Here is a 15793-nt window from a genome sequence, read left to right on the forward strand (position 1 = left end):
TTCGAAAGTAATTTAAAAACCCTCTTATTTCCGTAAACAAGAGATTACTTTTATAATTCTTCATAATAAGTAACAATTTTTTAAAAGAAAAAAACGCCATTCCTGAAAATTGGCGCTCTTTTTCTTTCAATCTTTATAGCATATTATATTAAGAATCATTTTTACACTTCTAAACAGTTTCTACTACCTCTTCAAGCATTGTGCCATTTTTAGCATAATTCGTATGCCAAGAAAAAGCTTTTTCTAAAACATGAGGAGTTTGTCCACCTCTTGTTTGTGCTTCTTCGTAATAAGCTCTTAGCTGGTCACAATACATTGGATGTACGCAATTCTCAATAATTAGTTCCACTCTTTCTCTTGGCGCTAATCCTCTTAGGTCAGCATACCCTTGTTCAGTGACGATAACATCTACATCATGTTCCGTATGATCTACATGAGAAACGAAAGGAACGATACTTGAAATGTTACCACCTTTTGCAATTGATTTCGTAACAAATATAGCTAGACGTGCATTTCTCGCAAAATCACCAGAACCACCAATACCATTCATCATCTTTGTACCTAAAACGTGAGTAGAGTTAACATTTCCGTATATATCTAATTCTAAAGCAGTATTAATCGAGATCAATCCGAGGCGGCGAATGATTTCAGGGTGATTAGAAATCTCTTGTGGGCGCATCATTAATTTGTCTCGGTATTTTTCAAAGTTAGAAAATACTTGTTGCATTTTCTCTTCAGAAAGCGTGATCGAGCAGCAGGAAGCGAAATTAACTTTCCCAGCGTCCATTAGATCAAAGACCGCATCTTGTAAAACTTCAGAATACACTTCTAAATCTTCAAACTCCGAATCTAGCATGCCGTGCAATACTGCATTGGCAACTGAACCAATTCCCGATTGTAACGGTGCTAAACTCTTTGTTAATCGGCCTACTTTAACTTCTTCTCGAAGGAACTCTATTAAATGTTGTGCCATAATGACAGTTTCTTCATCTGGAGGAACAATTGTCGATGGTGAATCCAGTTGATTCGTAAACACAATCCCCTTCACTTTTTCAGGATTTATCGGGATACCAATTGTTCCAATTCGATCATCCGTTTTTACGAGCGGAATTGGAAGTCTTTCCCCTTGTTTACCTGGTTCATATAAATCATGCAGCCCCTCTAATTGCGTAGATTGAGCCATATTCATTTCAATAATAATGGACTTAGCATTTAAGGAAAATGCTAAGGAATTTCCAATTGAAGTGGTTGGAATAATCATACCATCTTCAGTAATCGCAACCGCTTCCAAAATAGCGACATCTATATCCATAACGTCAGCACGGAGTAGCTCTGCTGTATGAGATAAGTGCTGATCTACAAATAAAAAGTCTCCGTTATTAATTCCTTTTCGCATAGTCGCATCGGCTTGGAAAGGCAATCTTTTCCCTAAAATTCCTGCCTCAGCAAATAATTTATCTACATCCGAACCTAAAGAAGCTCCTGTATAAACATTTACTTTAAAAGATTTATCGTTCTTCACTCGATTCACCAGCGCAAATGGGACTGCTTTTACATCCCCAGCACGTGTAAATCCACTTAAACCTAAAGTCATTCCACTTTCAATCCATGAAGCTGCCTCTTCAGGTGTAACTACTCGATCTTTGAAACGTTGATCCCTAATTCTATCTAAATTATTCTCCATATGTAATCCCTCTCTCAATGAATATTCATAATTATTTTACACATTAACACTATCAAAATAGGGATTTTTGTACAGAATGCCGAAAATTCAGATAAAAAAGCAAATCTAGGTTCTAAAGCAGAAAATTTTAGAATCCTAGAAGCTTACGAAAATAGCTAGCGTATGACTGACTCACTGGTACCCTCTCTCCGTTATCCATCGAAAGTACAAAAGTAGAATGCGTATCAGGGTAAATCGCTTTAATATGATTAACATTTACAATAAAGGAACGGTGGCATCTAATAAAGGAATCTTTCGGCAACAAGTATTCGAATTCTTGTAGCGAGTACTTATGTGTTCCTGTTAACTCTTCTGAATTCACATACGTCTTTTTATCTTTAGCTTCTAAATACATGACCTTTGAAAAAGGAACCGGAACCCATCCGTCTGTTGTTTTTAAAGTAACGACTGACTTTCCATCCGTTAAAGCGGGATAAATTGCCGTCACGCACCCCTCAATCTTCCCATTATTTGAAAACGGTACGGCCATTCCATGATAAGGAATACCGAAAACGTCCCGGTTAATAAACTCAGAGGCTTTTTGCTTCGTTACCATTGCTTTATGAGCAATCGTTCCTTCTTTAATAGGATCCCCAGCACTAATCTTTAAATCAATTCGTTTACTTGGCCGATAGTAAATATATTCTTTCGTATTCGAAACGGCAATTGATATTTCATCTGAAAATAATTCTCCAACTACATCTAGTAGTATACCTAATGTTTTATCTTCCATAGTATGAACACCTCATTTACTATTATACTACTATTATGATTTGTAAAACCGTTCAGCACTTTGAACGGTTTTACAAATCATTTAGTTCACCTTAGCCCCATAACATCTTGCTACTGCAACTGCCTGTGCTATATCTAATTTCACATTTTTCAAATCAAAACTTGTAAAATCAATTCTATCAACTACCGCTCCTTTTAAATTTGCACCACTAAGTTTCGCCTTACCTAATTGTGCACCGGTTAAATCCGCTTCACGTAAATCTGCTTTTTCTAAATTGCATTCATATAGGTCCGCTTCCATTAAACGTATACCCTTTAATATTTGTTTACTTAAGTTGGCGAACCTTAAATTCGTATATGACCAATCACCCGATATGATAGTTATTCCGTCTAAATTCGCTTCTTCAAAATCAGAGCCGGTCATTTTACATTCTTCAAACTTCGATACGAATAAATTCGCACCAACAAACTTACAATTCGCAAATGTAGTTACTTTATGAATAGAAGCGTTAAAAAGTGCACCGGTAAAATCACATTCTATGAAATTACAATTTTCAGTAGAAATTTCCGATGCATCTATCCCTCTAAAACGGCATTTTATGAAAGTACAATTCTTCAATTCCTCTTCTTTAATCAAAACATCTTGAAAATCTATTTCTACATATTCTTTATTTACAAATTCACTCATAACTATTCCTCCGTTCTCTCAAAGAAACCTCACTTCAAAAAAGTGAGGTTTCTTCTCATACAATATGCTTATCTAACCATAAAATCAAATCTTGAAATACTTCATCTCGATTTACTTCATGAAACATCTCATGTCTCCCATTTTCATATAAACGCAGTGTTACATCTTTCACGTCACATTTTTTATAATTTTCATACACTTCTTTTACACCTTTCCCCATATCCCCAACAGGATCACGATCTCCTGAAAAAATATGTATTGGAAGGTTTTTCGGTGTTTTTTTGAACTCTTCTAGTTTATTTACTTCTAATACACCAGAAAATAATTCTCGATAAAAACTTGTCGTACAAATGAATCCACATAACGGGTCCGCAATATATTTATCAACTTGGTTATTATCTGAAGATAACCAATCAAATTTTGTACGATTTGGCTTAAAGTTCGAATTAAAGTTTCCGAAAGATAAAAAGTTTAGCATTGGACTTTTCGTTTTCTCCCCGCGTAGTTTCATCTCGATTGTCGCTACTTTATGGCCGATACTTCCTAAAAGCCCTGGATTTCCACCTGTTCCTGAAATCAGAAACCCATCATATAGTTCACCCCTAAGTTGTACAGCACGTCTTGATAAAAAAGAACCCATACTATGTCCAAGTAAAAATAACGGGCATGTCTGCTCTTTTCTTATCGTTTCTGATACAAAAATAACATCAGACACAGCCTCATTCCAACCTACATTTGGTTTAAAATGACCATAATCTTCTTCTCTTTTCACTGTTTTCCCATGTCCTTTATGATCATGTGCATAAACACCATACCCCGCTTCTAATAACGCAGCAATAAAGTCTGTATAAACACCTGCATGTTCTGTCATACCATGTGCAATTTGAATAATCCCTCGCGGATCTCCTTCTGGTAACCACTTGCGTAAATAAATTTCTGATCCATCCAATGCCGTAACGAAACTTTCCTGTACGTTCATTTCGTCAGCTCCCAACTCTATTATGTATCTTTAAAAATGAATATCCATTCATTATTCTTACTATGTATTATATGCAATTGCCTTCATTATGACAAATGACTCACTTTTCTAATTAGCTCTTAAATTAATATGTTGACGAACCATCCGTAAAATTATATAGTTACTTACATAAAGTAATTATTATATTTTTGGGAGGTTTCTATTATGATGCCATCATTATTTTTAGCACACGGATCACCAATGCTTGCTATTCAAGATACAGACTATACAAGGTTTTTAAAAACACTTGGAGAAACATATAAACCGAAAGCAATTGTTATTTTCACTGCTCACTGGGAAAGCGAAGTATTAACGATTTCTTCATCAGATAACGAATATGAAACAATTTATGATTTTGGAGGTTTTCCTCCTGAGTTATACGAAATTAAATATCGTGCGAAAGGTTCTTCTAACATTGCATCTATGTTAGAAACGAAATTTAAAAACAAAGGTATTCCAGTCCATCATAATATGACGAGAGGTTTAGATCATGGCTCATGGACACTCTTGCACCGCATGTATCCAGAAGCAAATATTCCTATCGTACAAATATCAGTCAATCCTTTCCTTCCTGCAAAAGAACAATTTGAAATTGGAGAAGCACTAAAAGGACTTGGACAAGAAGATATTTTAGTAATCGGTAGCGGTGTTACCGTTCATAACTTACGAGCACTGAAATGGAATCAAACTACCCCCGAACAATGGGCAATTGAATTTGATGATTGGATTATTAAACATATGCAGACTACTGATAAAGATGCATTATTTCATTGGGAGAACAATGCCCCTCATGCACAATTGGCAGTACCAAGAGCAGAGCATTTTGTTCCTTTATTTATCGCTATGGGAAGTGGTGAAAATAACGGTGAAGTCATTCACCGCAGTTATGAGCTTGGTACATTAAGTTATCTTTGTCTCCAATTTTAAAGAAAAGGATGAAGCAATCGTTGGCTTCATCCTTTTTCTTTTTCATTCACTTAGTTAACTAACTTCCAAATGTCGTTTCTCTGATACCTCTTCATTCTTATTATGAAAATAAACCCAAATGCACGCAATAAATAATAGTGATGAAGTAGAAAAGAAAACATATTGGAAGCCCGCATGTGCTGCAATTTGTCCACCAAGTACTGGTCCAATCATATTTCCTAAAAACTGAAACGATTGATTATACCCAAATATTCTTCCCGTTACATGGGTTGGTGTATGTTGTTTTAGTAGAGTTTGTACGGAAGGTAATAGTCCTGCTTGTGCAATACCTAATAAAAAGCGAAGAATTAATAGTTGCCAAGCTGAGGTTACAAATGCTTGTGGAATAAAAATAATTCCTGCAGCAAACAACGCTACAACTAACGTTTTTTGAGGACCGATATGATCTGATAATCTACCTAACTTAGGAGCTGCCATAATAATCGCTAAACCTGTCGCAGACATGACTGCGCCTGCAATCATTTCAATATGAGCTGTTCCTGGGCCTTCTAAATTCTTTACATACAATGTAATAATAGGTTGAATTGACATGTTCGCAAGTTGAATAATAAATGTTGTTACAAATAAACTAATAATTAAATGCTTTGCTGGAACCATCGTCCATACTTTTTTCTGTTGTACTTTTTTTGCTTGAGCGGAGTGATTCTCTTCATGTAGGAAGAAAAAAACGATGAGAAAAGAAAGGAATAAAAAAGCTCCTGTAACAAGAAAAACATGGCGCATTCCAATTAACTCCGACAAATAACCACCAAGTAATGGGCCAAGTAAAGAACCGCTCACGCCCCCAGTTGAAATTGTGGAAATTGCCCAACCTGAATGCTCTTTCGGAGTTTCTGCTGCAATAAATGTCATCGCCGTTGAAAGGAAACCAGATACCGCTCCCATCAAAAATCGTAGTGCGACTAGTTGATACACGTCCGTTACAAACCCCATAAGCGTCATAATAATCGCCATACCAAGGCTCGCACGAATAAGCATCAATTTCCGTCCATGTATATCACCAAGCTTTCCCCATATTGGTGATACGATCGCACCCATTAAAAATGTTATACCAAATGCAAGTCCCGACCACTGTGCAATACTAGAAGTGCCAGTTACTCCTAATTCCTCAATATAAAAAGATAAAAAAGGAATTACTAAACTCATACCGGCTGCAGTGGTAAAACAACCTAGCCAACAAATCATCAAATTTCGTTTCCAGCTGGCCATTTTCACACCTTCTTTCTTTAGATACCCATTCTACACCCTTTCTTGTAAAAAGTTTAGTAATTTGCTTTATTTGTAAAATTTACTACAAAACCCGCTATTTTCTAGTGAAAATCACTACATCTCTACATTATTTTCATAAAAAAAACAACTCCCATATATGGAGTTGGTTAATTACTCTCTACCGGTATTAAACGTGCATTACAACATCGCTCATAAAACTCAACCGGACCTGCTTGTCCAATAATTGCGTATTCATATCCTTCTTTCTTCATACTATGTAAACAACGATATAACAATTGCTTCCCTACACCATTCACACGATTTTTTTTCGCTGTGCCCATTGGACCAAACAATCCCTTCTTTCCTCTCACTACATCATAACAAGCGAAACCTACTATCACTTCTTCTTGTTCTGCTATATAAATAGGTAAATTATCTTTATATGTACGAAATCCATACTCTATTGAATGTAACCAACGTTCACCAAATTCCTCTTTAACAAAACTTGCTAATTTTTCAAAATCAGAAGGGCTAGCCTTTCTAACAGTACAAATTAAATGATTATAAGTAGGAACAAAACATTTTAGATCGACCGCTAAATCTCTTGGCTCAGCTATAATACGTAATATATCTTTTTTTATTTGTACATTTCCAATAAACGTATCTACATGAAATAGTGCATATATAACATGTCCTTCATTCATTATTACTTGCTGGAAACGTTCCATACGTTTCTTCGCTATTTGTAAAATTTCTAGCACCTTATAAGATACCTTATATTGTCCTATTTTTTCATACTCTTGATACGGTGAATCGTATTGTTTTCGTATTGAAAGTTTTTCTGAAAAATCTATCCCCACTTTACGGAACAAATACATATACAACTCGCTACAAACTCCAGTACCTTCTTTACACATACCGATAAACAGATGAGCTGGTTGAATAATATTACTTTCTGCCTCTTCTGCTGCAATCTTCAATATGTTATGAACACGTTTTGTAAATTTATACTCCTCCATATGTATCTCCACCCCCTATTACTTTACTAGTAAACCGTAACCATAAATAAGTGAAACGATTATTCCAACTACCAATATACCTGGCAATAAATTTGCCACCTTAATTTTAATAACACCAAGTAAGTTCAATCCAATAGCGGCTATCATAATACCACCTGTAGCTGTCATTTCCACTATAAATTGATTCATTAATTCTTTCGGGACCAAACTATTAATTTGTGTTGCAAAAACCGCAATCCCTCCTTCGTATAAAATAACTGGAATCGCCGAAAATACTACACCAATTCCTAAAGTTGTCGTTAATATAATAGAAATAAATCCATCGATAATCGCCTTTGTAAATAAAATATCATGATTGCCGCGAATCCCGCTGTCGAGTGCACCAAGTATGCCCATCGCACCTATTGCAAAAATTAAAGTAGCAGTTACAAAGCCTTCTGATATGCTCCCTTTCCCTTTTGATCCAACTTTATTTTCTAGCCAATCTCCTAACAGTTTTAACTTTCTCTCTAATTGTAGCCATTCCCCGATGACGGTACCAATCACTAAACTTAGTATGACAACAAGAAAATTTTCACTTTTCAATGCCATTTGAAGCCCAAGCACAGTAACCGCTAAACCGATTGCATGCATAATTGTTCCCTTCATACTTTCTGGAATCCTACTAAATAATTTACCTAGTAAAGTACCAAATATAATACAAATCCCATTTACAACTGCTCCTAATATAACCATTTCTTATTCTTCACCCTTCGAATTCTTTATTTCTATATTTTGGTTTATACATTGATTTACAGGTTATCTATATGTTAACTTAATATTAAGAATATTAACAAATGTTTTCCACAACATAAACCGCAATTTTTTTTGTAGTAATACATAATGTGAAACTTTAATTAACGTGAGTTTTATTGCCCACAAATTGCGGTATAAATTCAAAAGGGACGGTATTTATGAAAACTTTACTAAAACGATTTCTGTTAATAGCCTTTTGCATTACACCAATTGTTTTATTAATTAACTACTCTTTTACTTCAAAAGCGAAAGACAAACCCGATTTGCAAAACAAATCTAGTAAAACCGCTTCAACAAGTGAAAAGAAAATAGAAGACCCGGAAATTACACTCACTTTCTCTGGTGATACAATGTTCGATTGGCAATTACGTCCTGTAATCGAAAAAAATGGGGCTGATTATCCATTCCAACATGTAAAAGAAGAAATAACAAAAGCTGATATTTCTTTCGTTAATTTAGAGTCAGCATTTACAACGAGAGAAAAGAAAGCTCCTGGACAACTGTTTTGGATTAAAAGTGATCCATCCACGCTACAAGCTATAAAAAACACTGGATATGACATCGTAAATATCGGAAATAACCATACACTTGATTATGGGCAAGATGGATTATTAGATACGATTTCTCACGTAGAAAAATTAAAGTTCCCTTACATTGGAGCCGGAAAAAATGCGAAAGATGCATATACAGCACGAGAAATGACCGTAAAAGGGAAAAAGTTCAAATTTCTTTCCTTCGTTCGATTTATGCCTGATTCTAATTGGATAGCTGGTGAGAATAAACCTGGCGTTGCGAATGGCTATGATTTAAATCTTGTAACAAAAACAATTAAAGAACAAAAGAAAGATGCAGACTATTTAATCGTCTATATGCATTGGGGCGTTGAAAAATCAAATCGTCCGGTAGAATACCAAAAGCAATATGTACCTAAAATGGTTGAAGCAGGAGCTAACGCAATTGTCGGAAGCCATCCACATTGGTTACAAGGGTTTGAGTATTATAATAAAGTTCCTATCGCTTACTCATTAGGTAACTTTTTATTCCCGAGTTATGTGAATGGGAAAAGCGCTGAAACTGGCGTATTAACTTTAACTTTTAAAGGAAAGGATGTCCAAATGTCATTCAATCCTTATATCATTCGCAACAACCAAGTTTCCCCTGTAAATGAGGGAGAAAAGAAAAAAGCTCTTCAATATTTACAAACAATTTCAACTGATGTAGAAATTGATGCTACAGGGAAAATAAAAAACAAACGAAACTAGACAGCTCAAGATCTATTTCTCTGTAACATACATTACAGAATAGGTGATGAACATGCTGAAAGACTTATTAGAAAATGTAAGTTTGTTAGAGAATATTTATAAAATATCTATAGCCGTTCTACTTTTATGTTCAATTTTCTCTGTTAGACTTCTAAAAAAAATAAAACGCGAACGAAAACTTACTACCTTTGAATTTACTATGTATGTAATCATTCGTATTGCGATACTCTTTTGGTTAACTAGCTTTATCCTTCTTGAATATGGAAAATATTTAGTTTAACTATAAAAAGATAGATACAAGTAGCGTTTCTACTGCTTATATCTATCTTTTTTATTTCTAGTAAAACCGTATGTTATCCCTTTCCTTCTATTAAATAAGTAAATCAAACAAAATAGGATTTTTATTAAGCTCCATAAATTGAATATTATTTTCTTTAAAGCGAGTAATTAATTGCTCATAATCTTCTTTATGTTTCAACTCTACGCCGACTAACGCTGGACCATTTTCTTTATTATGTTTCTTAATGTATTCAAAGCGCGTAATATCATCTTCTGGTCCTAATCCTTTATCAAGAAATTCTCTTAGCGCACCTGAACGTTGCGGGAATTCAATAATGAAGTAATGTTTTAATCCTTCGTAAATGAGCGAACGTTCTTTCATTTCTTGCATTCTATCAATATCGTTATTTCCACCACTTAGCGTGCATACAACTGTTTTACCCTTTATTTCATCTCTATATAAATCAAGCGCTGCAATAGATAGTGCACCAGCCGGTTCAGCTACAATTGCATTTTTCTTATACAGTTCTAAAATCGTCGTACAAACTTTTCCCTCTGGTACTAAAACAATGTCATCAATTACATCTTTACAAGTTTCAAATGTTAACTTTCCTACTTTTTTAACAGCTGCCCCATCAACAAAACTATCTATTTTCTCTAATGCGACATTTTCATTTTGAAGAAAAGCCTCTTTCATAGATGCAGCTCCCATCGGCTCTACACCAATAACCTTTGTAGCAGGACTAACACCTTTCACATATGTACCAACACCTGATGCTAACCCACCACCGCCGATTGCTGTAAAAATAAAGTCAACCGATTTCTCCATATCATGCATAATTTCAACTGCAACTGTCCCTTGACCAGCAACTACATACGGATCATCAAACGGATGAACGAACGTCATTCTATTTTCTTCACAATAGCGCTGCGCTTCTTGGAAAGAGCTATCAAATGTATCACCAACTAATACGATTTCCGCAAAATCACCACCGAAAAATTGTACTTGTGATACTTTTTGTTTAGGTGTTGTCGTCGGCATGAAGATTTTTGACGCAATCTTCAATAAATTACACGTATAAGCAACTCCTTGCGCATGATTACCAGCGCTCGCGCATACAACACCGTTTTGTAATTGTTCTTTTGATAAACTTTGAATTAAATTGTACGCACCACGAATTTTGAAAGAGCGAATCAATTGTAAGTCTTCTCGTTTTACATAAACGTCACAATCATATTTCTCAGATAAAACTGTATCACGTTGTAACGGTGTTTTAATAACGATATCTTTCATGCAATTATGAGCCATTAAGATATCTTCAATTTTCACTCTCTCCTTTACCTTCTGCACCATTATATATCATCCTTATCTCTTTTAAATTGGCTCAATCAAAATCCGGGATTTTTAGAACTGCACCTGTATTCGCCGATGTTACCATCTGTGCATAACGTCCAAGCCAGCCAGTTTTCACTTTCGCTTCTGGTCGTTTCCATTCTTTTTTACGCTTATCTAATTCTTCATCACTAACTCTTACTTCTAGCAAGCGTTCTTCAACATCAATACATACAATATCCCCTTGTTCAAGAAGTGCAATCGTTCCACCCGCAGCTGCTTCTGGTGAAATATGTCCTACTGAAATACCACGTGAAGCACCCGAGAAACGACCATCCGTTAATAGCGCAACATCTGCACCTAATCCCATTCCAGCAATCGCTGAAGTTGGCGCTAACATCTCTGGCATACCAGGGCCACCTCTTGGTCCTTCATAGCGAATAACAACTACATCGCCTTTCTTCACTTTTCCAAGCATAATGCCCGCAAGCGCCTCATCTTGTGAATTAAAAATAACGCAAGGTCCTTCAAAACGCTTTACCTCTGTTGCACCGCTTTTAATAACCGCTCCATCTTTCGCAAGGTTTCCTTTTAATATACGTAATCCCCCTTCTTCACTATGAGGGTTTTCGAGAGAATGAATAACTTCCTTATCTTTAATCTCTGCATGAGCAATGTTTTCTCTTAACGTCTGCCCGGTAGCCGTTATTCGGTCTAGATGAAGCACCCCTTCTTTTCGGCTCATCTCTTTCAAAATTGCACTAATCCCGCCCGCTCGATCAATATCTTCCATGTGCCAATTGGAAGCAGGGCTTACTTTACATAAATGTGGTACACGTCTTGAAACGGCATCAATGCGATTCATATCGTAATCTAAACCCGCTTCTTGTGCGAGAGCTAATGTGTGCAATACTGTATTCGTTGATCCACCCATTGCCATATCAAGCGCGAACGCATCATCAATCGCTTCTTCCGTTACGATGTCTCTCGGTTTAATATCTCTTTCAATTAAAATTTTTAATTTCTCTGCTGCTTGTTTAATTAACTCTTCACGTCTTGGATCAATTGCTAAAATACTCCCGTTACCAGGAAGAGCTAAACCTAACACTTCACATAAACAGTTCATAGAGTTCGCCGTAAACATTCCGGAACAAGAACCACAAGATGGACAGCCATGATCTTCAATATCCTTTAATTCTTCTTCTGAAATTTTCCCAGATTGATAAGCTCCTACTCCTTCAAAAACAGAACTTAAATCGACAACTTCTCCTTTAGATGTTTTTCCTGCTGCCATCGGGCCGCCTGAAACAAACACAGTCGGAATGTTAATACGTAGTGCAGCCATCATCATACCAGGTGTAATTTTGTCACAATTTGGGATACAAATCATGCCGTCAAACCAGTGTGCATTTACAACCGTTTCTACTGAATCTGCAATAATTTCACGACTCGGAAGAGAATAACGCATACCGATATGTCCCATCGCAATACCATCGTCAACTCCAATCGTATTGAATTCGAATGGTACCATACCTGCCGCGCGAACTGCCTCTTTTACAAGTTTCCCAAACTCGTTCAAGTGCTTATGCCCTGGAATAATTTCAATAAAAGAATTACAAATCGCTATGAAAGGTTTATCAAAATCTTCATCTTTCAAACCAGTTGCTTTTAATAAACTACGGTGCGGCGCTTTATCAAAACCTTTTTTAATCATGTCACTTCTCATCTTGTCAAATCCCCTCTTACGTATTTTTCACTTACAATCACTTACTCTATTTTTTCACTAATTCTTTCGGTGCATGAATCCAGCTCATCATTTCACGAAGCTCTGCCCCTACTTTTTCTAACTGATGATTTCGCTCTGCTTTTTTCATCGCATTATACGTTGGACGCCCTGCTTGATTTTCTAAAATCCATTTCTTCGCAAATTCACCTTGCTGAATTTCTGTCAAAACTCGTTTCATTTCTTTCTTCGTTTCATCTGTAACAATTCTCGATCCTATTACATAATCTCCGAACTCTGCCGTATCTGAAATAGAATGGCGCATGTTCGTTAAACCGCCTTCGTACATTAAATCAACAATTAACTTTAATTCATGTAAACATTCAAAGTATGCAATTTCAGGTCGATATCCACCTTCTGTTAATGTTTCAAAACCAGCTTTCACAAGCGCAGTTACCCCGCCGCAAAGCACTGCTTGCTCTCCGAATAAATCCGTCTCTGTTTCTTCTTGGAATGTCGTTTCAATTACGCCTGCACGTGTACAGCCTACACCTTTTGCATACGCAAGAGCTAAACTTAATGCTGTTCCTGTTGCATCTTGATGTACTGCCACTAATGCCGGAACACCATTTCCTTCTTGAAATACACGACGAACGAGGTGACCTGGACTTTTTGGCGCGACCATCGCTACATCTACGTAACTTGGCGGGTTAATTTGTCCGAAGTGAATATTAAATCCATGTGAGAAAAGTAACATTTGTCCTTCACGAAGATTCTCTTCTACCTCTGCTTTATACACATAAGCTTGCTGTTCATCTGGCAATAACATTTGTACAACTTGTGCGGTTCGAACCGCTTCTGAAACAGACATTACTTCAAATCCATCTGCTTTCGCTACTTCATACGACTTACCAGGACGAACACCAACTACAACTTCTACACCAGAATCACGTAAATTTTGTGCTTGCGCATGACCTTGTGATCCATAACCAACTACTGCAACAGGTTTTCCTTGTAATAACTCTACATTTGCATCTTTCTCATAATATGTTTTCATATTCCATACACTCCTTATAATTTATTTACTTGCAGTACATCAATTAATTTTTTCAACTGACTAACAAGTAATGTCGCTTCATTTTCAGTACAAACTGCTGTGAGTTTCATTTCAGAAACACCACTTGTATCTCTTTCATTTAAATGTAAAGAAGAAATATAATAACCACGCCGAGCAAAAATCCCACTTATACGTAATAAGACGCTTGGCTCGTTATGAATAACGAGTGAAAAAGTATGACTCATTCTTCCCACCTCTTCATAATCATTTCGTTATTCCCTTTGTTTGGCGGAACCATCGGAAATACGTTTTCACCTTCTTCTACACAAAAATCAACTACGGCAGGACCTTCATGAGCAAATGCTTCTAACATCACTTGTTTCGCCTCTGTTGAATTTGTCGCTCTTAATCCCTTCACTCCATAAGCTTCTGCCACTTTCACAAAATCTGGCGATCCAATTTTTGATTCTGATAAACGATTTTCATAAAACATTTCTTGCCATTGCCTTACCATCCCTAAAAATTTGTTATTTATGATAAATACTTTTACAGGGATGTTATTTTCAGCAATTGTTTGTAGTTCTTGAATGTTCATTTGAAAAGAAGCATCACCTGCAATACAAATGACAAGTTCTTCTTTTTTAGCTAGCTGAGCACCAATTGCTGCTGGAAAACCAAACCCCATCGTTCCTAATCCTCCAGAGGTAAGGAACGTCCGAGGTTTTCTTGCTTTATAGAAGTGAGCAGCCCACATTTGATGCTGTCCTACTTCTGTTGTGACAATCGCTTCACCATTCGTTAATTCACTTACTAAGTTGATCACATGCTGTGGTTTTAACTCAGATTCTTTTTGCTTATAAGAAAGTGGATATTCTTCTTTCCATGCCTTTACTTTCTGAAGCCATTCGTCTGTTTGTGTATAAATAGACATATGTAACAACATGTGTAACGCTTTTTTCACATCACCAACAATGGGATGCTCTACAGTTACATTTTTATGAAACTCAGAAGGATCAATATCAATATGTACTTTTTTCGAGTGCGGAGAAAAAAGTTCTAATTTTCCTGTTACACGATCATCGAAGCGAACACCTAATGCAAGTAGTAAATCACATTCTGTTACCGCCATATTAGCAGCGTATGTCCCATGCATACCAAGCATCCCTAAAAACAATGGATCTCCCGGTGGATATGCACCAAGTCCCATTAAAGTTGAAACGACTGGAATACGGTTCTCCCTTACGAATTCAAAAAGTTCATCGGATCCACCTGAATGAATGACACCTCCCCCAATATAAAGAAGCGGACGCTTTGATTTTGAAATTGCTTTAGCTACCTCTCTAAGTTTCATACTGTCTGGTACAAGTTCTGGTTTGTACCCCGGAATATCAACTTCTTCATTAAAGAAACTGGTGACTTTTGCATTTTGAACATCTTTTGGAATATCGATTAATACTGGTCCCGGGCGTCCGCTTTCGGCGATGTAAAAAGCTTCTTGCACAATTCGTGATACATGATTTACATCACGAACTTGGTAATTATGCTTCGTAACAGGTACTGTAATTCCGACAACATCCGCTTCTTGAAATCCATCTTTACCAATTAAAGGCGTTGCAACTTGGCCGGTAATGACAACTAAAGGAATCGAATCCATATAAGCGTCTGCTAAGCCGGTAACTAAATTTGTCGCCCCTGGGCCAGAGGTAGCAAAGACTACCCCGACCTTTCCAGAAGCTCTCGCATATCCTTCAGCCGCATGAATGGCAGCTTGTTCATGACGAGTTAAAACATGTTTCAAACCACTTTCGTATAACGCATCGTATACTGGTAAGATCGCTCCGCCTGGATAGCCGAAAACGGTCGTTACACCCAATTTTTTCAAACATTGAATCACGTGCCCAGCGCCTGTCATTTCTTCACACTGTAACTTCTCATACGCTGTATACTGCTGCTTCATTTCAATTAACT

15 protein-coding genes are annotated in these 15793 nt (G+C 36.5%); 3 read left to right on the forward strand and 12 right to left on the reverse strand.

Features of this window, described 5'->3' with window-relative positions:
- Positions 1-169: 169 nt before the first annotated feature.
- The 4 genes from ACYFX0_RS14675 to ACYFX0_RS14690 all read right to left on the reverse strand — a co-directional run bounded on the left by ACYFX0_RS14675 (position 170) and on the right by ACYFX0_RS14690 (position 4122).
- A complete protein-coding gene (locus ACYFX0_RS14675) occupies positions 170-1684 on the reverse strand; it encodes an acetyl-CoA hydrolase/transferase family protein (RefSeq protein ID WP_106081344.1) in 1515 nt (504 codons plus the stop codon).
- Positions 1685-1811: 127 nt separating this feature from the next.
- Positions 1812-2456: a LytTR family DNA-binding domain-containing protein gene (locus ACYFX0_RS14680; protein ID WP_000389701.1), complete on the reverse strand. Its 645-nt coding sequence runs from the start codon at positions 2454-2456 to the stop codon at positions 1812-1814.
- 81 nt (positions 2457-2537) lie between these two features.
- On the reverse strand, positions 2538-3143 hold the full coding sequence (locus ACYFX0_RS14685; RefSeq protein ID WP_001288921.1) for a pentapeptide repeat-containing protein: 606 nt from the start codon (positions 3141-3143) through the stop codon (positions 2538-2540).
- Between the two features lie 55 nt (positions 3144-3198).
- Positions 3199-4122, reverse strand: coding sequence for an alpha/beta hydrolase (locus tag ACYFX0_RS14690; RefSeq protein WP_001102579.1), 924 nt, complete (start codon positions 4120-4122; stop codon positions 3199-3201).
- 204 nt (positions 4123-4326) lie between these two features.
- Here ACYFX0_RS14690 and ACYFX0_RS14695 point away from each other — a divergent pair, with 204 nt between their 5' ends.
- Complete coding sequence (locus ACYFX0_RS14695; RefSeq protein WP_000982903.1) at positions 4327-5088, forward strand: DODA-type extradiol aromatic ring-opening family dioxygenase; 762 nt, start codon at positions 4327-4329, stop codon at positions 5086-5088.
- 54 nt (positions 5089-5142) lie between these two features.
- Here the strand turns inward: ACYFX0_RS14695 and ACYFX0_RS14700 are convergent, their stop codons facing one another.
- The 3 genes from ACYFX0_RS14700 to ACYFX0_RS14710 all read right to left on the reverse strand — a co-directional run bounded on the left by ACYFX0_RS14700 (position 5143) and on the right by ACYFX0_RS14710 (position 8111).
- Entirely contained in the window at positions 5143-6357 is a 1215-nt protein-coding gene (locus tag ACYFX0_RS14700; protein ID WP_000179291.1) for a multidrug efflux MFS transporter, read from the reverse strand.
- Positions 6358-6524: 167 nt separating this feature from the next.
- Entirely contained in the window at positions 6525-7376 is an 852-nt protein-coding gene (locus tag ACYFX0_RS14705) for a GNAT family N-acetyltransferase (protein ID WP_000393443.1), read from the reverse strand.
- Between the two features lie 18 nt (positions 7377-7394).
- Entirely contained in the window at positions 7395-8111 is a 717-nt protein-coding gene (locus tag ACYFX0_RS14710) for a DUF554 domain-containing protein (RefSeq protein WP_000236050.1), read from the reverse strand.
- Positions 8112-8329: 218 nt separating this feature from the next.
- Here ACYFX0_RS14710 and ACYFX0_RS14715 point away from each other — a divergent pair, with 218 nt between their 5' ends.
- Complete coding sequence (locus tag ACYFX0_RS14715) at positions 8330-9433, forward strand: CapA family protein (RefSeq protein ID WP_106081345.1); 1104 nt, start codon at positions 8330-8332, stop codon at positions 9431-9433.
- A 52-nt stretch (positions 9434-9485) separates the two neighbouring features.
- Positions 9486-9713, forward strand: a complete 228-nt coding sequence (locus ACYFX0_RS14720) for a hypothetical protein (RefSeq protein ID WP_000910225.1) — start codon at positions 9486-9488, stop codon at positions 9711-9713.
- A gap of 90 nt (positions 9714-9803) precedes the next feature.
- On the opposite strand, the gene ilvA is transcribed toward ACYFX0_RS14720, so the two are convergent.
- The 5 genes from ilvA to ilvB are packed head-to-tail and all read right to left on the reverse strand — an operon-like array spanning position 9804 to position 15782.
- Positions 9804-11066 carry a threonine ammonia-lyase IlvA gene (gene ilvA / locus ACYFX0_RS14725; RefSeq protein WP_016077871.1) on the reverse strand — a complete coding sequence of 421 codons (1263 nt, stop codon included), beginning with the start codon at positions 11064-11066 and terminating at the stop codon, positions 9804-9806.
- 31 nt (positions 11067-11097) lie between these two features.
- Positions 11098-12771 carry a dihydroxy-acid dehydratase gene (ilvD, locus tag ACYFX0_RS14730; protein ID WP_001255822.1) on the reverse strand — a complete coding sequence of 558 codons (1674 nt, stop codon included), beginning with the start codon at positions 12769-12771 and terminating at the stop codon, positions 11098-11100.
- A 46-nt stretch (positions 12772-12817) separates the two neighbouring features.
- Positions 12818-13825, reverse strand: a complete 1008-nt coding sequence (gene ilvC / locus ACYFX0_RS14735) for a ketol-acid reductoisomerase (protein ID WP_106081346.1) — start codon at positions 13823-13825, stop codon at positions 12818-12820.
- Between the two features lie 14 nt (positions 13826-13839).
- On the reverse strand, positions 13840-14070 hold the full coding sequence (locus ACYFX0_RS14740; RefSeq protein WP_000019916.1) for an ACT domain-containing protein: 231 nt from the start codon (positions 14068-14070) through the stop codon (positions 13840-13842).
- A complete protein-coding gene (ilvB, locus tag ACYFX0_RS14745) occupies positions 14067-15782 on the reverse strand; it encodes an acetolactate synthase large subunit (RefSeq protein ID WP_000813469.1) in 1716 nt (571 codons plus the stop codon). Before ilvB ends, ACYFX0_RS14740 begins: the two co-directional genes overlap by 4 nt.
- Positions 15783-15793 lie beyond the last annotated feature (11 nt).

This window comes from Bacillus sp. NEAU-Y102 (assembly GCF_054788175.1).